This window comes from Arcobacter defluvii (assembly GCF_013201725.1).
Classification (GTDB): Bacteria; Campylobacterota; Campylobacteria; order Campylobacterales; family Arcobacteraceae; genus Aliarcobacter; species Aliarcobacter defluvii.
Map to the genome: position 1 here is coordinate 1,935,560 of NZ_CP053835.1, position 20,550 is coordinate 1,956,109.

Genomic DNA, 20,550 nt, shown 5'->3' on the forward strand with positions numbered 1-20,550 from the left:
TTTTTTTTCTTCTTCCGTTTCAATACATTATATGTTTAAGTTCAAGGATTTCTAGCATCAACAATAATATTTATTATTTGTGTTTCAATACATTATATGTTTAAGTTCAAGTAAATACAGCAACAACTACCACTGTAAAAGATACTAGTTTCAATACATTATATGTTTAAGTTCAAGAATTAGAGGATGAATTAAAAACTTTAACTGATACGTTTCAATACATTATATGTTTAAGTTCAAGGAGAGCTCTTAGCCGAAAGAGAACAGCCTGAGATGGTTTCAATACATTATATGTTTAAGTTCAAGATTAGGAGGAGCGTCAGGAACACAAGTTTCACCATTGTTTCAATACATTATATGTTTAAGTTCAAGATTATCCCTGCTACTTTTGCAGAAGGACTAAGAAAGTTTCAATACATTATATGTTTAAGTTCAAAGCAACTAATTCACCTAAACCAGAAGCTTCAGATTAGTTTCAATACATTATATGTTTAAGTTCAAATAATCCATCTGGCAAACTAAATTATAATGGTCAAGTTTCAATACATTATATGTTTAAGTTCAAAAATTTTCCATAACGACATCTCTTCTGAGTATTATTTGTTTCAATACATTATATGTTTAAGTTCAAAACAACTCAAAAGGGATTTGCTGTAACTATAAAAAAGTTTCAATACATTATATGTTTAAGTTCAAATTTAAACAATTTCCAAAAGTATCATCAATACATCCGTTTCAATACATTATATGTTTAAGTTCAAATAACTCCCCTTGAATATATCGGGCATATGTTTGATAGTTTCAATACATTATATGTTTAAGTTCAAGTTAAGACAAATTGGAGCAGCTCTACAAATTCCTTAGTTTCAATACATTATATGTTTAAGTTCAAGTCTTAATCTATTTACATCCTCATACCAAGATTGATGTTTCAATACATTATATGTTTAAGTTCAAGCCAAAACGAAAGAATAGCTATTGCAAAAATGGGAAAGTTTCAATACATTATATGTTTAAGTTCAAGCTTTAGTTTTAGATTATGTAAATGAAATAGTTTAGTTTCAATACATTATATGTTTAAGTTCAAGTTGAAAGATATTGCAACTTCATTTATAAATAGCTTGTTTCAATACATTATATGTTTAAGTTCAAGAATTTCATATCGTCAAATTCAGCCGTGTTATAGCGGTTTCAATACATTATATGTTTAAGTTCAAGGAAAATGAAGGTGAAAGATATGACTGGTGGGCTGAGTTTCAATACATTATATGTTTAAGTTCAAGACATTTACCAAAATTTAATAAAACTCCTATTTTTATGTTTCAATACATTATATGTTTAAGTTCAAGTTAATTCCTTCAACTTTTAAAAAGTCATTTATTTCGTTTCAATACATTATATGTTTAAGTTCAAGTTATTACTAGTTGGATAAAGTGCTTTTTCTACGCCTGTTTCAATACATTATATGTTTAAGTTCAAGTAGTGGTACAATATAAGGCAAATTATTAGATAGCGGTTTCAATACATTATATGTTTAAGTTCAAGTTTTGTTTATTTAATTGTTTAAATTGTTCATTAATGTTTCAATACATTATATGTTTAAGTTCAAGAAAACCCAGCTAATTATGTAATTATCCCAAAGTTGTTTCAATACATTATATGTTTAAGTTCAAGTTTTTTTATCAATCTTCTAAATTCAATATTTCTGCGTTTCAATACATTATATGTTTAAGTTCAAGTTTAGAGATTTACTAGATGGTATTGATTTAACAACGTTTCAATACATTATATGTTTAAGTTCAAGTAACTCTGGTTTTGTTTTTTTCCATTTGAAATAAGTGTTTCAATACATTATATGTTTAAGTTCAAGTAATGCGTCCGAACTATCAATTTTTATTTTTAATGAGTTTCAATACATTATATGTTTAAGTTCAAGAAAAAATGCTTATTGGTTTTACATTTGTTCATATGTTTCAATACATTATATGTTTAAGTTCAAGAAGCGTAAACAATAGCGCAAAATTTAAAGTTGATTTGTTTCAATACATTATATGTTTAAGTTCAAGGACTTGCCGTTAAGCGAACTTAGTGAAGTTATTAAGTTTCAATACATTATATGTTTAAGTTCAAGAATTTTTCATTTTCTTTTATGTTATTAGATACGCTGTTTCAATACATTATATGTTTAAGTTCAAGCAGCTCTTAATTCAGCGTTTAATTTTCCTTGTGATGTTTCAATACATTATATGTTTAAGTTCAAGAATTTAAATCAATAAATGTTATCGAATCTGAAGAGTTTCAATACATTATATGTTTAAGTTCAAGTATGCTCAATCACATCTAGTCTTTGATTTACTTCTGTTTCAATACATTATATGTTTAAGTTCAAGATACTTCAACTTTAAAAAACATAAAGACTCGTTAGTTTCAATACATTATATGTTTAAGTTCAAGCTCATTATGGTGATTTTGAAGCAAATAATTATAAGTTTCAATACATTATATGTTTAAGTTCAAGAATGTCAAATGGTTCTATCATTATATCAATTCTCGTTTCAATACATTATATGTTTAAGTTCAAGCTCAATTCATCTAACATATCATCTTTAATTGTTACTGTTTCAATACATTATATGTTTAAGTTCAAGTCAATACTAAATCACACCATTTATTCTGAATTTGGTTTCAATACATTATATGTTTAAGTTCAAGCTATGGAAGAGGTAGAGCCTATCGTTTCTAGTCAGTTTCAATACATTATATGTTTAAGTTCAAGAAATGCGGTTACTTTTTATAGTCAAACTTATATTAAAGTTTCAATACATTATATGTTTAAGTTCAAGTGAAAACATTAATGAGTAAAAGACTTGTAATAGCGTTTCAATACATTATATGTTTAAGTTCAAGTATAGTGATATATTAAATTTTTTTGATAAAATTGTGTTTCAATACATTATATGTTTAAGTTCAAGGTTGAATTAGATATGCAAGACGGTAAAAAAAACAAGTTTCAATACATTATATGTTTAAGTTCAAGTTAATGATAGTAAGTTATATCACAGCAGTTACACTAGAGTTTCAATACATTATATGTTTAAGTTCAAGTTGTTCTAAAAGAACTTTCATCAAGTCCTATTACAACGTTTCAATACATTATATGTTTAAGTTCAAGAATGGAAAATTTAAAGCCTATTGATTATTTAGTTAGGTTTCAATACATTATATGTTTAAGTTCAAGTTTTATGATAAGTTGATTTTTTAGGTTTTGTATTTCTGTTTCAATACATTATATGTTTAAGTTCAAGTATTTTCCATGACCAATACAATCACAAATTTTAGGTTTCAATACATTATATGTTTAAGTTCAAGTCTCTATGTTTCATACTTCTTTTTTTTAAATCATTAAAGTTTCAATACATTATATGTTTAAGTTCAAGTTACAGCTGATAGGTTAATTGGAGGTTTTCATTAGTTTCAATACATTATATGTTTAAGTTCAAGATTTTCTTCTATGTTTATGAAACTAAAGTTTAGTAAGGTTTCAATACATTATATGTTTAAGTTCAAGCTTGTATTTAATTACTTCTTTGTACTTAATATCAGGGTTTCAATACATTATATGTTTAAGTTCAAGGAAGAAAAAATCGACATACTACACATCAATTATCCCTAAAAATCGGTTTTAAAACTAATTTTTCCAATCAAAAGTTCAATTAACAATAAGTTGTAAAAGAACTCTTCAAATTGTCGATATTATAGCAGTTTGATTATTAATTTCATTTATAAATAGTTGGAAAAATTAGATAAAGATTGATTCTACTTCTTTTTTATCATTTCCCAAAGTCTTTTCTACAAAACTCCCACTATTTTGCACTTTTATTATAGAAATAAAATCCAAATCTTTATCTATCACTTTTTTTAGTTCGGTTTCTAGTTTGAGCTGATTTGCAGGAGTGATATTTCCTCTGAAAATAGATTTTTGATGATGTTTTAGATATTTTTTACAGATTTTAAAAACTTTTGCAACTCTATATTTTCCAGCTTCACTAAATTCATCGGCAATATCATAAAATAAAAAAGCGTAGTTGTAATTAAACTTATCTTTACTCACATTTTATCCTTTAGTCTAAAAGGCACAAACTCTTTTCCTTCTACGATATATTTGATAAGTTTATATCCTTCAAGTTTTAAACAATGTTTATATGTAGTTTTTCTTTTTAGTTTGGGATGCATAAAAGTTTCATTTAGCCTTGTTTCAAAAGCATCTATAAATATTTTTTTACCATCTTCATTTAAAAGTGCATAGTTTAAACTTTTATCAAAATGTTTTTCCACTTGAAGCTGTTTTCTACCAACTAAATCAAAAATAGTTTTAAACACAATCACAGGTTTAAAAGCCTCACTTATATCTAAACACAAGCTAAATCTTCCTTCTCTTGGACTATGCAAAAAACTTATGGCTTGATTTAGATGAGTTGTATATATAGCACTTATTGTTTTTGTATAAAGCAGTGTATTTCCAAAACTCACAAGTGCATTCATAGGATTATCTGGTGGACGCTTTACTCTTTTGTTCATCAAAAAATCTTCACTTAAAAAATGTTTAAAACTATCATAAAACTTATTCCAAATCTGCCCTTCTATAAACATAATTTGCTCTATAGTTATATCTTTATCCAAAAACTTTTTTGGTTCACTTTTGAGCCAATCAAGAGTTGGTTTCAAATCTTTTTTATCGTGTCTATAATAATGATATAAAGTTTCATGAATATTATCTGCAATTGCTTGAACTATTGATTTTGCAATTTTCAATCTATTTTCAACATAACATAAAGCTTGTTTTATACATAAATCTCCACTTATTAATTGCTCTTTTGGATAAAAAGTTCCACTATAATTTCCATGATAATTAAACAAATGCAAAGTAATTCCAGCACGACTAATAAAATCCAAAAACTTAGTATTGAAACTAACTTCATTCATACAGTAAACTTCTCTTGTATCTTGTACAGGAATATAAAAATTGCCTTTTTCATTTCTAAAAGCTATTGAATTATCTTTGCGTTTTAGTTCACCCATTGAGAAGATATAACGTGTATGATTTTTTGCCACTATTTACTCCTATATAAAACAGTATTCAAAATAAGCACATTTTTTACACTTATTCTCAAATTTTGGTTTTGGTGGAATTGATTGATTTATAAGATTTTCGATGTTTGTTAAAACTTCTAAAAGTTCTTTTTCATTTACTTCATCAAGTTCGATAAATTCTATCTTTTTATCGCCTCTTTTTTCTATGTATTCAATTTTGCCTTTTTTCTCTACACCTTTTTGTTTTAGTTTGTAAAGATAGAGTAAAACTTGCCATTTTACAGCTTGCGGGTCACTATCTGATTTTTTAACTTCGATAAGATAATCTCGTGTGATTTTGTCAATTTTGATATTGTCAATGCTAATTTCAGTTTGTTTGCTTTTTTCTTCATTTATCTCATGTAAAACTTTTCCTATTCGAACATCTTCACTGTTGTCTTCTAAGTTTATACGGTTTGCGTGGAGCCATAGTTTTGTTTTACAAATAAAATAGTACGAGATGAGTGTTCCATTAACAGATAAATTCTTCACTATACAACCTTTTTTACTAGCTAAAATAAATAACTTTTTTTATCATACTTCCGAAAAAACATAAAATATTTAAAACTGTACCTCTGAATATTACAAAGATGAAAATAATTCATCAGTATTATTCTCCTAATTCATTTAAACCATTATTTTCATCAATATATATAATTCCTTCTTGAAAAGAGTATTTTAAATTTATGATTTCATAGTTTAATTTTTCTTGCGTTTGATACAAATATTCCTTTTCAAAATAAGTTGGTAGAGATATAGTATATTCATATTTAATTTTGTCATTCATATAATCATCATAAAGTAAATAATCATTTTTTTGAAGTTTTTTATCTATATCTCTTAAATCATAATCATCTGGAGATTTGTTTATTCCTGATAATTTTTTTATTGTTTCATCATATTTTAAATAAGCAGAATCAAAAAGTCTTGAAACTTCATTATTGACGCTTTTATCCATTTCAAAAAGTTTATCATACACAGTATTTAGCCATTGTACATATTCTCCCAACTCAAAATATCCATCTTGAACAACATCAAAAGTTAAATCCAAAAGATATGAGTTTGTATATGGGGATACTTTAGAATATTTATAGATATAAATTTCACCTTTGTTATTTTCATCTTTTTTACGATTAACTCTTCCAAATCTTTGAATTAAACTATCGATTGGAGCATTATCAGTAAACATCACATCAAAATCAATATCAAGTGAAACTTCTACGATTTGTGTTGCAACAAGAATAAAAGGTTTGTCAGAACCTAATTTTTCAAAAATTAATTCTTCTTTTTTTTGCTTATCCATCTTTTTAAATGTTGAGTGATATAGTACAATTTCTTCATCATCCAAAGAAAACATATCTTTTAAATATTTATATGTATCAGTCGCACTTTTAACGGTATTTCTAATGATTAATATGTTTTTTGATTTTTCAAATTTTTCAAAAATGAAATTGGAATCATCATCTAGTTCATAATCTCTTTTTATAATTTCATTTGCTTTTTTCTTAAATAAATTATTTTCCGTAATAACGGGATAATCTTTTATATTTAGTAACTCTTTTATTTTATTTGGTATGGATGCACTCATCAAACATACTCTTACATCATGCTCACAGCAAAGTTCTAAAAATCTTTTTAAAAACCCCATCAACTTAAAATCATAAGAATGCACTTCATCAATGATAATTACTGAATTTAGAAAGTTTTTAGTTGCGATATTGAATCTTCCAATATTGATGAAATATTTGAGTAATGAATCTATCGTAGAAACAGTTACTGGTTTATTAAAGCTTTTACTAACCAAAAAATTACTATCAAACTGTTTATCGACAATTCCATTATCTTTTTCGTACTCTTTTTCTAAAAATATTTTTGCATTTGAATGAATCAAGCCACACTCGTTTTTATCAAAAAAGTTTTGAACTCTTTCATAGAGTTTATTAGATGTAGTTTGCGTTGGCAATGTATAAATTATTTTTGTATTTTCGTTGTATATATTTTTAATTGCCCAAAATAAAGAACCTTCTGTTTTTCCCTCACCGGTAGGAATCTCAACTAAAACACTTTGTGTACAATCTGCTAATTCATCTTGAAAATCTCTTAACTTATCAAAAGTTAAATGGCTCATAAAATCATCTTTTGAAGGTATAAAGCCAAATATTGTAATCGGTGTAGTTTGACTAAATCTTGCACTAGCAATCCAATCAGCCAAATTTAAAATACCTGATACATAGGTATATAAAATTCTTAATTTATGAGTTTGTTGAATTAGTTTTAAATCATTTTCTATATTTTCAATTTCAAATTTAATATCATCTGAAATATGAAAATTGAAAGAGTAACTACATTCTTTTTCAAGCATTTCTTTATATAAAGTTTTGTAGTTTTGAAAAAAATTTTTTGCTTTATCAAGAAAAATAAATTTTGAAGAATTGGCTGTATAAGGCATTAAAGAATGATGAGTAAGTGTAATTATCAATAAAAGATTAATATAAATATCATCTTCTAAAAATTCGAAATCACCAATTGATTCTAACACACTTGCTGAATACATAGCATGATAAGATTGTGTTCCAGTTGTGATTGTATTTTGAAATTCTTTAGTTGCTTTACCAACATCATGAAAGTAAGCACTAAAAAATATCAAATCTTTGATTTTATCTGTACTCCAACCAGAGATATTGGCTACCTTTTGAAGTGTTTTATTATCAACTTGTTTTAAAGCTTCCTCAATAACCCATAAAGTATGCTCTTCTAAAGTTTGATACTCATCATTTAACTTTTTAGCCCAAATATCCATCAATAAAATACCAATCTATTGTTATTTTCTACATCCACATAACTGATAACTCCATCAATCTGCATATTGCAATTAATGTATTCAACTTGTGGATATTCTTCAACAACCTCTTTTGAGATTCTATTTCCTTTTTTATCAAATGCAATAAATTTAATAGGTATCAAATTAGGTGTCGGTAACTCTATTGGTTTATTTTGCGCTTTTATAAATGTTTTGTAGGTGTAGCCTTTATTTAAAAATACAGAATTAACCCTGTTTGTATCGTTTGGTTTAATAGATTCACTTACATCTTCTACATTTTTGATAATCACAAGCTCATCATCAAGCCCTAGGGACGGAGTATTTTTCGGATTTTTTAGAGATTCAAAAATATCATCAAAAAGTGTTTGCTCTTTTATGTAAACATAAATAGTGTATTTTGACAAAAATAGCTTATCTCTCCTGATAACACTTTTCCCCATATTTCCTTTTTCTAAAGTTTTATAACTCCATAAATCTTTAGTTTTCCCACTAATTTCATCTATAACAACCGACACATCAATTAGCTCTTTATCCAGTATTTCAAAAAAATCTTTTTGTGGTCTTAAAGAGATATTACATAACATCCCTATAACTGTTGTTTTCGGTGGAGCTAAAAAAGTTTTATGATATGTTCTGAAAAAAGGGATTCTAAATGAATTTAATAATCCCTCCAATTCAAATCTAATTACTTTCATTTTAAGCTTCTATACAATTTTTGTACATTTCAATAGCTTGTGCAACAGTTACAACATTTGGAAATATATCTCTTATCTCTTGTTCATTTGCAAAAATTCCTTTTGCAATTCCTATCGTATATTGTTCTGTTGTGTTATCTGCCAAAGCTTCTTTGATATTTTCAATATTAATATTGTCATTATTATCCACACTAAGAGCATTTAGTAAAAATGGGTTTCCTGTTTTTTGTTTAGAGATAATTATAAACTTCGGTGCAATATCCTCAAGATTTCTAGCTTGTTTTGCTCCACCGTTAAATGATTTGATTGCATCAAGAAGAACATTTAATCTTTTATTTTTTTCTTTATCGTCCAAAATAGCTTTTGATTCATAAGTATATTCATTGATTTCATTTCCAATATGAGAAGTATTTATCATGATATTTCCTCTCATAAAATTCTTTGTGTCTATTTCTACTTGAACAATATTCCCACTTTTCTTACTTTCATCTTCCATTTTTTGTTTTCTTGTAAGATAATCGTATTCACCTTTGTAAGGTAATAATGAAACTAATGGGCTGACTTTTACAGGTGACCATCTTCTACCACCTTGTGGTAACATGTACCCAAATAAATCTAAGTCACAAACTGACTTATACATTTTATTTAATATATCAGCATCTATTTTTTTATTTAAATCAAGAAAGGTTTCTTTGCCATTTTTATCTTTATCTAAAAAGGTTGGATTCCCTTTTTCATCAACACTACTGATTTTTTCTTCAAGTTGCATAAGTGTCTCTTTTAGGTATCTTCGCAAAGCCTGACCTGAAACATAAGCAAATTCATCACCATTGGCATTTGAGATTTTTTTCATTACCGTGACATTTCCACCACTACCCTCGCCACCATTAAGTGAAGCTACATTTACTTTTGTGATATATGCGATATTTAAAAACATTTTATTTCTCCTTTTTATTTTTTAGGTTGATTTTTTGCAAAATCAACAGATTTAAATTTATCTATTGCATATATGGCAATATAGTCTCGTACAATTTCCCAGTTTTGTTCAACATTAATCAAAATATTTTCCAATGAATCATTAAACTCATTAGTAAATCGTGCTTCTTCTTTATTTTTTAAAGCCGAAAATTTTAAGTCTTTAAAATAAGACACCAACTGTTTATAATTTTTGACACTTCTTAGCTTAAATAGCAAATCCTTATCTCCAAGCTCTGCACAAAAATGACCTACGCCATCACCAACTATTTTTGAATCTTCATGAATACCCATATTCTTACCTCCTAATATATAATTTAAATAACTTTGTTCAAATAAAAACAAATTATCACCTATTCTATTGTAATAGCTATCTTGTTTCTTATCCTCCATAGTTTTTAATATTTCAAAGCTCGTAAGATACAAGATATTTCTAGTCTCTTGAAAATTCAATATTTTCAGACAAACTAATTGAGTGTATTGATTATATATTTCTTTAGCCTCAACTTTTTTTTTCTTCTTAGCTATTGAAATATTGTAAAGTAAATCAGCAAAATATTTAAATAAGTTATTCTCTTTTAATACTTGAAAAAATTGAATTAACTGATAAGCTCTTGTATATTCACTTAATGACGTTTTAAATGTTCCATCATCTGTATAAATAACAAAACTCAAATATTGTAATGTTTCAAAAAGCTCTTTTTGTCGTTCTCGTCTTCGCTCGTTTGCTTTTTCATATCTCTCTTCAATATGATACATCATTGAAAATAGATACATAAAAAATTTCAATTCAAACTCTTCTGCACTTTTTGAGATGTAAAAATGCTTATTTACAATCTCATCTTTGCTTAGTACTTCAAAAAAATCGATATTTGAAGATGTTGTAACTATCTTATCTTTTTCATCTCTGTATTCTCTTTTGTCGTCATCAATTTGCAAAAACTCTTTAAATTTATTCAATGCTTGTAAGTTGGATGAGTTAGGATAAATAAAATACGAAAAATTATAAAATCTTTTTGTTCTTCCACCAAACCAATAAATGAGTGCATTCCATTTATCAAGTTTGTAACTTTTTGGCTGATTTAACATATCATGAAAAGAACATTGCCCATCTTCAAAGGAGTGTATTTTTGAATCAATAGATAAAATATCATTACTTACAAAATATTTACTAAATTTTTTAATTGCTTCATCAAGTGTTATAGCAACAATAACTTCATTCTTTTTATTTGGAACTTTTAATTTTCCGTTTGGTTCTTTTTCAGGTTTAAAATTTGTTTTTTCGCAAAAATCAAGATAAAGTCTTTCAACTTCTTCTCGTGATAATCCTAGTTCTGAAATCTTTTTATAGAGGTAAACACCATTTCTCAAGTCATTTTTTTGACCACCTTTTGTATCAAACTTTCTATCTAAAATAAAATTCATTTTAGTTTCATCAAAATACCATCTATCATTATCTGTTTGGTAAACTATTTTGTTATCTTTTAAAAAAGTATTTAAAATCTGGTTATAAACTTCATCCTGTTTTTGTGAATCTATTTTCAAAATAAGCTCATTCTGATTTAATTCATACTCAAACTCAAAATCTCTCTCTTTTAGAAAATGATATAAATTGGCTATTCCATTATTAAAAAACACATCTTTTAAACTAAATTTTTCTACCACTATTTCATCTGTCATATCGAATAAACTTTTTTCTTTCATCTCATCCCCTTCCAAATCATAAAACCACCACCATACGAACTTTTTTCACCCAAACCAACACCCAAACTCAAAAATGCCAACTTTTGACTTATTTCATCTTCATTTGGAATGATTCTAAATTTATTTCCTATAAGCCTTATTTTTTTCTGCATTTCATTTTTTGTTGTTGTGAAACATACAGATTGAGGTTTATGATTTTTTATTTCAAGTAGTTGGATAAAATTTTGACTTACTTTTAGTTTCTCACCAAAAAACTCTTCATATTTTTTAATTAGGTTTTCTTGTAGTTGGTTTTGAAGTTCTATTATATCGCCACTTTTTTCTAAAGTCCAAAATAGTTGATGACTTTTTTCATTTTCTTTTTTAAGTGACACTACAACAGGTGTTGCACTATAAATTTCACTTATAAAAAACTGTTTTATATCTCTTTTTTCAACTTGTACAATTTGTAAATATGGATTATTTATATTTGCTCGTAGCAAATTAGATAGCTCTTTTGCAAACTTTTCATCAATTGTTCTAAAAGTAAAATAATAAGTATTACCTTTTTTATAAAGCTTATCTTTTTCGATAGGGAAGAAACTTCCAAAACAGTAATTATTAAATACATTTTGATTATGTTTTTGTTTATATTCATCTTTTTGACAAATTGAGTAGTTGATAAATTTTGAGATAGAATCAAAACTATCTTCAAAAGATACATCTTGTTTTAAGTATGTTATACATTTTAGTTCAAATATTTTCATAAAAATAACCTTTACGATAAGATAATTTATTTTATCTATCTAAAGATTATTTTTTTATTAATATTTAACTTATTTTTTATTATTTAATAATTATTTTTAGTTATTTATATTTCTATCCCAAAATAATATTTTACTAAATATCCAATCAAAAATGAGATTATCGCAACTCCAAAAGTGATAGCTGACATTTGTAAAACTCTTTTTGTAAAGCTCAAATCTTTTGCAACACTTATATAAAAGTTATAAGAAACTATTGCCAAAAATGCACAAACAAACATCAAAATCAAAGCTTCAATAATAGAATCAAATATAAAAAATGGTACAACTAAAATTGCAGTTGTTAAGATATATGAAACTCCCGTATACAAAGAATATACCAAAGGATTTATCTCTTCACTTGGATTCTCTTTTGCTTCAAAATATGCAGACCCTGCCATTGATAAAGATGCTGCAATTCCCATAATAAGACCAGTAAGTCCAACAACCAAACTTTTATCAAAAGCAAAAGCTATACCACTTAAAGTTCCTGTTAATTCAACTAAAGCATCATTCATTCCTAAAACAATTGCACCTGCGTATAAAAGTTTTTTATCATTTAACATATCAATAAGTTCTAGTTCGTGTTGAGTTTCTTGTTCATATATTTTTTTTGATTCTGGATAAATTTCAAAAAGTTCTTTATAAAACTCTTCTGCTCCTGATTCTCTTTTTTCTAAAGATTTTAATGTAAAAGATGTTCCAAAAATTTTCACAAGAAAAACATACCACCAAACGATTAGATTTTGTGCATGAAGTTGTTTTTTTGTTATTTTTACCCAAAAATCATAATGACTTTTTTCTTCTTTCGCAATTTTTTCAAATATTTTTTTATTATTTTCATCTTTTTGAAAAAGTGCTAAAGCTTTATAAATAGTATAATCATTTATTTCATTTTGTTGTTGTAGTAAAGCTTTTTTGAGATTTTTTTTATCAGATACAATATTCATTTAATTTCCTTTCTTAATAGTCTAAAGGATACTCTTTAGGTAAGATTGTATTATAATTTTTACTTAAAGTTTTTATTGCTTTTGATAATAAAATAGAATTAGCAAACATATTTCCACACAAAACAACATCTGTTGCTTTTGTCTCTTTTGCAATTTCATTTACATAATTACTTATAAACTCACTCAAGCTTTCATAAAATGAATAAACCAATGTAATATTATCAACATCTGCCATTTTATAAGCCATTATTGATTGAACTATTCTTCTATAATCTAAATAATTTATTCCATCAAAATTTATAAGTTTCATATCAATCTGAATACCACTTGATAAATTTGCACTCAAAGCAGTATCTTCAAACTCTTTAGCACTATTTATTCCTAAAACTTTTGCACATAAATTAATAATAGACTCAAAACCATTTGCATTTGCTGGAACATCACTTTCTAAAACAAATGGAAATTTTTTACTAAAATTTGTAATTAATCTTGCACAATGTTCATCAATATCAGCTATTTCTTCAAAACAATTTTTTATATTATTATGAATGTTTGGAATAACTATAATTTGTTTTATACCTTTTGTAGGAAGATTTATAGATATTGAACTTTTTTGATTATTTTGAGAAAAATAAACTCCAATACTTGGAACTAATCTTTTTGCTACTTGAGCTAAAATAGCTTTATAAACACCACCATTTTCATCAAAATACTCTTTTGAACTATTAAACTTTTTTCTCGCAATAAAATCATATTTAGGGAATAATCCTTTATCACCACTTACTATGATATTTTGTTCTTTATTATATGTAACTTTTAGGCCATCTTGATAAACTTCATCATTTGCATATAAAACATAATCTATTCCATTTTCTTTTAAAGATTTGGCAAATAAAACAACTTCTTTATCATCAGGAATTTTTGCATAAATAAAGTTTGTTGAACTAAACTCTTTATTTGCATTTTTTAAAAGTTTAAATTTCAACTTTACAAGTGGTCGTTCTATTGAACATAAAAGTTGAAAATCTTTCATATTTAAATCAAAAATTTCATCAAGTTTAGTAGTATTTGTAATAAGAAGTTTTACTTCATAACCTCTTTTTTCAAAGTCTTCTCTTATATTCTTATTTGGTAAAAAGTAATCTTTTAAACCATTATGTGTTTCAAATCTTGAAATCTCACCTTTTGAAATTTTTACAATATCGTTTAAAAAATCGATATTATTCTCTTCAATTATCTGTTTTATTGCATCGTTTGTTAGAAGAGTCAGATTTTGTTTTATATCAAAATCTTCAATTTCTTCTAAATTTTCATCATAACTCTCAACAACATAAGAGTTTCCTATAAATATTGACATTGGCAATTTTTTTTCAAGTAGTGCAAAAAAACTCTCAATATTTGAAGCTTCTTCCTCTAGTATAATTAAAATAAATCCTTGATATTGTTTGCAAATAGCATTTACTTTTGCTTCTTTTATAAGTTTTTCTATAATATATTTAAAATATAAATTCGTTGTATTAAATTCTATTTTATAGATTAATTGCATGTGTAAAATCTTCCTCATTTGGTATTCTATTTAAGTGCTCGCCATTATAACTTCCTATCATACTTTTTACGACATCACTTATTGCAATATTATCTACTTTAGTAGCTTTTATACCTAAAGATTCTATCTCTTTTATACCATTTAAAATAAACTCTTCAAACTTATCTTCCATTTTTTGTGTTAATCCAATTTCAACACTTATTATATCTTCTGGAATAATTCCTATAATTGTTACATTTGCATGAGAATCTAAAACAGAAACTATCTCTAACATCTCAACAATTTCAACTTCGTGAGCTGTTTTTCTATAGTTCCCAAGTCCCAAAAGAACATCACTTGGAAGTCTATAAATTCCTCCAACTTCATCCTCAATAGAAACTGTATCTAAAATAATTACATTGTCATATTCTTGAAAATATGCCATTAGTTTAAAACCTAATGTTCCACCATCAATAATTTCTAAGTCTTCATCATCAAACTTATAATTTTGTTTGATATATTCACTTGCATAAATTCCTATACCTTCATCTTTGAAAAGCATATTTCCAACGCCAATAACAATATTTTTTTTCATTAAATTACACCCTTTATAACTCTTTTATAAATTTAGTAATTAAACTTATAAAAAAGTTAATAAGGTTAAGCCTTTATGCTTAACCCTATTTTTCTTCTTTTTCTCTTACGAATTTACTTCCACCAATAACAATAGCAATATCTCCCTCTTTCCAGAAGATTGTTCGCCAAATTTGGTAATAAATATGACACATTACCCAAACTAAGATTAAATACATTGATGTATGATGAGCAATTCTTACTCCCATATTTCCACCAAATACATTTAATGTCCAATCTGTTGCAATATGAAGCATTGCTGGCCACCAAGCTCCAATAGAACTTTCACCTGAAGCTAATCCGTGAACATATAATTGAAGACCAGTAAATAACATAAATATTAATAATAGGTGAAATATCGTAAAAAATACAATATTATAACTATCACTATGAGAAGAATCAAAATTTTTTCTTCTATTAAATGTTATTAAATTTAAAAATACCTCAAAAAACTCTTTTATATTTTTTCCTGTTGGAATCAATTTTTTATATGGTTTTTCAAATCTTGAAAAGAAATATAAATAACCAATTAATACAGCAGTTACATCAAATATAATTGCGACAATAAAATGTCCCCATCTATTCCAAGCCATTACATACTTATCCACTGCTGGATCAGCAATAAAGCTTTGATAATATGGATGACCTATATATAAACCGGTTATAACAGCAACAACCATACATATAGCATTTGCCCAATGTACGATTCTCATAGTTGCTGTCATTCTTTTAACCTCTTTTATTTTAGGCACGGCTTGTTCCTCCAATTGGATCTACTTTATAAACTCCTAACTCTTTACCGTTAGTATCAATAATATGTACAGCACAAGCAATACATGGATCAAAACTATGAACTGTTCTTAAAATCTCAAGCGGTTGATCTGGATTTGCTACTTTTGTACCAACTAAAGATGATTCATAAGCTCCCATTCTTCCTTTATAGTCTCTTGGAGCTGCATTCCAAGTTGATGGAACAACAGCTTGATAATTTACTACTTTACCATCTTTGATTTTTATCCAGTGACCTAAACCACCTCTTGGAGCTTCAGCCATTCCATAACCTTGTGCTTCTTTTGAAACATTATCAAAGTTAAATTCTGTCCAAGTTGATAAATCACCATGTGCAACATTTGAAGCTAATTCATCAACCCATTCCATCATAACATCTGCCATAAGTTCAGTTTCTATTGCACGTGCTGCTGTTCTACCAACTGTTGAGAATAAAACTTTTGTTGGTAAATTTCCATTTTTTAAGAAAGTTGTTACATACTTAGAAATTCTTTCATCACCTCGTGCAACACCAACTATCATTCTTGCAAGTGGACCTACTTCCATTCTTTCATCATTATATAATGGTGATTTAATCCAAGAATATTTTTTTGTTGTATCTAAATAAGCAACATTATCTTCTTTTTTACCAAACCCTGTATAATTAGGTTTTGTTACTCCATCAAATGGATGTAAATTTGTAGCACCTTCATACCAAGAGTGAGTTACATCTTCTGTAATTTTTGTTTGGTCAATATCAAAAACTTTTGATAAATCTCTATTTTTTACAATACCTGAAGGGAAAAGTTTAGCTGATTCATAAAAAGGTGTATCATCAAGTCTAAAATCACCATACGACATATAGTTTCCTATACCTCCACCAATTCCTTCAAGAGCTTCATCAGCATACATTGTTCCAGCCATATAAACATCTGGTAAATATGCCTCTTTTGTGAATTTTTGACCTCTTTTTAAGATTTGTTTAAATTCTGCAATTCTTGCAGGATTTTTAATATCTTGAACACAAGTTACTCCACCAACAACAAAAGATTGTGGATGTGGATTTTTTCCACCAAAAATAGCCATCATTTTTGCTAAATCTCTTTGTAATTCAAGTGCATCTAAATAGTGAGAAAGTCCTATCAAATTTTGTTCAGGAGTAAGTTTAAATCCTTTACTTCCCCAATATGCATTTCCAAAAATTCCAAGTCTTCCTTGTTTTACATATTTTGTAACTCTTTCTTGAACAGCTGCATAAACATCTTCATTTGCATTCCATGGTCTATGACCTGACACACTTGCCCATTTTTGAGCTTCTGCAACTGTTGCTTTTGGATCAGCTTTAAGTGCTTCAGTGATATCAACCCAGTCAAGTGCATGTAAATGATAGAAGTGAACAATATGGTCATGTAAATATAAAGCACCTTGAATAAGGTTTCTTACTAATCTTGCATTTTTAGGAATAGTAATATTAAAAGCATGTTCAACAGCTTCAATACTTCTTTGATAGTGAGTTCCTGTACAAACTCCACAAATTCTCATCGCTAATAAACCACAATCTCTTGGATCTCTTCCTTTTAAAATCTCTTCAATTCCTCTAAACATAGTTGAAGAAGAGTAAGCATCTGTTACAACATTGTTTTCATCAATGATTGCCTCAATTCTAAGATGTCCTTCTATTCTTGTAATTGGGTCAATTACTAAATGTTTTTGTGCCATTATTTTTCTTCTCCTTCATTTGATTTTTTACCAGCAACAATAGATGCTACGGCATGAACTCCAATTCCAACTGCAGTTGCTGTTAATAATCCAAGTCCAAATTCATCAACAGTTTTTTCAACTCCACCAGTAGGAGCTTTTATTTTTGCATTTGCCATTGGTCTTTCATATGCATATTTATCCCAGAAATCTGGCTCAGAACATCCAATACACCCTCTTCCTACCCCAATTGGCCAGTTTGTACCTTCGTTATATCGAACAATTGAACAGTTATTAAATGTCATTGGTCCTTTACAACCAACTTTATATAAACAGAAGTTATTTTTAGCTCCTTCATCTCCCCACTCTTCAACAAATTCACCAGCATCAAAGTGAGCTCTTCTTTCACAATTATCATGGATTCTATAACCAAATGCAAATTTTGGTCTTAATAATGAATCAAGTTCTGGAATTTGTCCTGTTAAAACAAAATGTAAAATAACTCCTACCATATTTGCTGGATTTGCAGGACAAGCTGGAATATTTACAACTGGTTTTCCTTTTACTAAATCCATAACTCCAACTGCACCTGTTGGATTTGGTGCAGCTGCTGGGATTCCACCAAATGTAGCACAAGTTCCTACTGCAACAACAGCTGCTGCATCTTTTGACATTCTCATTAAATGTTCATGAAAAGTCTCACCACTAGCACCTATTGTTCCATATTGACCATTCATTCCCATAGGAATTGCACCTTCAACAAATAATAAATATTTACCTTTAAAATGCTCAACTGCCTCTTCAAGTTGTTTATCAGCATCAAATCCTGCACAAGCTTGTAAAGTTTCATGAAATTCTAAACTTAATACATCAAATAATAAATCATCAACAGTCGGAGCACTACTTCTTAGTAATGCTTCAGAATTTCCAGCACAGTCTTGTAACTCAATCCAAATAACTGGCACTCTATTCATAAGTTCAGTTGCCTCTGCAACAAGCGGAGCAAACATAGGAGGAAGCATAAGTGTAGCAGTTGTTGCACTAACCCACTTCATAAAATCTCTTCTATTTATTCCTTCACTATCAATTATATCCATCATATCAATATCTTTAAGTGGCTCTTGAGCTCTTAAAGTTTTTAATCTTTGTTTAGCTTTTGCAAATAAAGTGTTATAATATACTTCACCTTTATTTGTTTCAACTCGCCCTGATTTTTGGGTAAAAACTTTTTTTACCATCTGTGTTGAATCAATCATAATCTCACTCCTTAAAAAATGAATATTCATTTACTTTATTGTAAAATAACAATAAGAAACTTATGTCTCTCTTAATAATAATTTACAAAAAGTAGCTTAAAAATAGCAAAAAAATATTTATTAGTATAAAAGAAGTTAATAATTATGATTTTGTGGGGTTTATTTTTCTTATTTGTTCTATTTTTATATAAGAGTTAATCTGTTTCAGTTTTTTTTAACTTTGTTACTAATATACACTTTTTTTGAATGATTATTCACTAATGTGTTGTACAAACTGAACACACGTCAAAACTTCTCAAAACAATTTTTGCAATTTCAATAGAAGGCAATCCTATCATAGCATTTTGAGCTATTCCTTTTTGTTTTTTATAAACAGGACCTAAATTCCAAACAGTTGGAGTTATTACATCATAAGATTTTATTTTGCCTTTTTCTATATTTATTTTATGATATAAAGAACCTCTTGTTGCTTCAACTACTGAAATTGCACTAGCTTTTTCAATTTCACTTAGAATTATTTTAGGTTTAATAAAAGAATCTTCTTTTATATTTATTTTTGAGATTAATGATTTTGTATCATCGATTAAATATGCAAGTTCATCAAGTCTTGACATTACTCTTGTAAAAACAGAATCTGCATAATTTTTATGAATATCTTTTATAAATTTTCTATTTGAAGTTATTGCTCTTGCAAGTGGACCTGTTTCATAAATATTGTCATTATAAGAAACCGATTTACTCCAAGTATGCTTTTTATCATTGTATTCTTTTTCATTCATTGAAAAAGTAAAATCACTATTTTCTGAAACTTTTGTCAAATCAATTTTATTTACTAACTTTATTTTTATTTTTCCATTCTTGAAAAGATTTGTTTCTCCTAAAGTTATAAATCTATTATATGATTTACCAAAATTTTGTAAATTATGTTTAAAACATAAATCTTTGAAACATTTCATATCTGAGTTTAATTTTTCAATATTATTTACACTATCAAAAGATAAATAATTTTCTAAAGAGATTCCAGCAATAGATTTTTCAAAAAAAACAAGTGCAGAATGAAGATAGTTTTGAATATTTACTAAATCCATTAAAGTTGGATCACTTACAACTCCACCAGGAAGCATATAAGAACTATGAGGCCATTGACCACCAATAATTGCTAAAGATTTTATTGTTTCACTTGCTGTTTTACAAGCTTCAAGCCATCTTTGTCCTTTTAAAGGTTCATAAATTCCTAAATCATTGCTATCAAGTTTTATAATATCTGGCATAATAAACAGATAAAACCATTTTATATGAGAATCAATAATTTCAATATTTAAACCAATTTGTCTTAAAAGCTTTGCTTTTTGTGTAACTTCAAGTTTTTCACCAATGTTTTCATATACATTTTCTAAAGCATCAACAGTAGCTTTAAGATGAGCTTGACCACAGATTCCACAAATTCTGGGAGTATATATCAATGCATCTAAAGGTGATTTTCCTTCTAAGATATATTCAAAACCTCTAAAATTCAAAAAATCTATTCTTGCATCACTTATTATTCCATCTTTCCACGTACAGTTAAGTTTAGCTTCACCTTCAATTCTTTCTACTATATCTACTGTCTTCAC

Annotated in this window: 15 protein-coding genes and 1 CRISPR repeat array (1 of these 16 running past the window's edge); all 15 genes read right to left on the reverse strand. The window is 27.2% G+C overall.

The features are described 5' to 3' along the window. A CRISPR array of direct repeats spans window positions 1-3,634; the repeat unit is 30 nt; unit sequence GTTTCAATACATTATATGTTTAAGTTCAAG (it extends 115 nt beyond the left edge of the window). 165 nt (window positions 3,635-3,799) lie between these two features. Continuing rightward, window positions 3,800-4,111, reverse strand: coding sequence for a CRISPR-associated endonuclease Cas2 (cas2, locus tag ADFLV_RS09700; RefSeq protein WP_129011337.1), 312 nt, complete (start codon window positions 4,109-4,111; stop codon window positions 3,800-3,802). Then, the gene (gene cas1b, locus ADFLV_RS09705) at window positions 4,108-5,112 is read right to left on the reverse strand and encodes a type I-B CRISPR-associated endonuclease Cas1b (RefSeq protein ID WP_129011338.1); all 1,005 of its coding nucleotides are present in this window, start codon (window positions 5,110-5,112) and stop codon (window positions 4,108-4,110) included. The genes cas2 and cas1b overlap by 4 nt, the downstream gene beginning before the upstream one ends. 9 nt (window positions 5,113-5,121) lie before the next feature. Next, entirely contained in the window at window positions 5,122-5,622 is a 501-nt protein-coding gene (cas4, locus tag ADFLV_RS09710; RefSeq protein WP_129011339.1) for a CRISPR-associated protein Cas4, read from the reverse strand. Between the two features lie 118 nt (window positions 5,623-5,740). Beyond that, window positions 5,741-7,930, reverse strand: a complete 2,190-nt coding sequence (gene cas3, locus ADFLV_RS09715; protein ID WP_129011340.1) for a CRISPR-associated helicase Cas3' — start codon at window positions 7,928-7,930, stop codon at window positions 5,741-5,743. Further along, window positions 7,930-8,646 (reverse strand): CRISPR-associated protein Cas5, encoded by a 717-nt coding sequence (cas5, locus tag ADFLV_RS09720; RefSeq protein WP_129011341.1) that lies wholly within the window; start codon window positions 8,644-8,646, stop codon window positions 7,930-7,932. Before cas5 ends, cas3 begins: the two co-directional genes overlap by 1 nt. 1 nt (window position 8,647) lies before the next feature. Further along, window positions 8,648-9,583, reverse strand: coding sequence for a type I-B CRISPR-associated protein Cas7/Cst2/DevR (gene cas7i / locus ADFLV_RS09725; RefSeq protein ID WP_129011342.1), 936 nt, complete (start codon window positions 9,581-9,583; stop codon window positions 8,648-8,650). Window positions 9,584-9,597: 14 nt separating this feature from the next. Next, a complete protein-coding gene (locus tag ADFLV_RS09730; protein WP_129011343.1) occupies window positions 9,598-11,325 on the reverse strand; it encodes a hypothetical protein in 1,728 nt (575 codons plus the stop codon). Next, complete coding sequence (cas6, locus tag ADFLV_RS09735; protein ID WP_129011344.1) at window positions 11,322-12,071, reverse strand: CRISPR-associated endoribonuclease Cas6; 750 nt, start codon at window positions 12,069-12,071, stop codon at window positions 11,322-11,324. Before cas6 ends, ADFLV_RS09730 begins: the two co-directional genes overlap by 4 nt. 104 nt (window positions 12,072-12,175) lie before the next feature. Then, a complete protein-coding gene (locus ADFLV_RS09740) occupies window positions 12,176-13,057 on the reverse strand; it encodes a VIT1/CCC1 transporter family protein (protein WP_129011345.1) in 882 nt (293 codons plus the stop codon). A 13-nt stretch (window positions 13,058-13,070) separates the two neighbouring features. Beyond that, window positions 13,071-14,603, reverse strand: a complete 1,533-nt coding sequence (locus ADFLV_RS09745) for a Kae1-like domain-containing protein (RefSeq protein WP_129011346.1) — start codon at window positions 14,601-14,603, stop codon at window positions 13,071-13,073. After that, window positions 14,587-15,177, reverse strand: a complete 591-nt coding sequence (locus tag ADFLV_RS09750) for a hydrogenase maturation protease (RefSeq protein WP_014474614.1) — start codon at window positions 15,175-15,177, stop codon at window positions 14,587-14,589. The genes ADFLV_RS09745 and ADFLV_RS09750 overlap by 17 nt, the downstream gene beginning before the upstream one ends. Before the next feature lie 85 nt (window positions 15,178-15,262). Beyond that, window positions 15,263-15,940, reverse strand: coding sequence for a cytochrome b/b6 domain-containing protein (locus tag ADFLV_RS09755; protein ID WP_041655243.1), 678 nt, complete (start codon window positions 15,938-15,940; stop codon window positions 15,263-15,265). Between the two features lie 19 nt (window positions 15,941-15,959). Then, window positions 15,960-17,702 carry a nickel-dependent hydrogenase large subunit gene (locus ADFLV_RS09760; protein WP_014474616.1) on the reverse strand — a complete coding sequence of 581 codons (1,743 nt, stop codon included), beginning with the start codon at window positions 17,700-17,702 and terminating at the stop codon, window positions 15,960-15,962. Next, window positions 17,702-18,937, reverse strand: coding sequence for a hydrogenase small subunit (locus tag ADFLV_RS09765; protein ID WP_014474617.1), 1,236 nt, complete (start codon window positions 18,935-18,937; stop codon window positions 17,702-17,704). Before ADFLV_RS09765 ends, ADFLV_RS09760 begins: the two co-directional genes overlap by 1 nt. Before the next feature lie 257 nt (window positions 18,938-19,194). Beyond that, entirely contained in the window at window positions 19,195-20,550 is a 1,356-nt protein-coding gene (locus tag ADFLV_RS09770; protein ID WP_129011347.1) for a nickel-dependent hydrogenase large subunit, read from the reverse strand.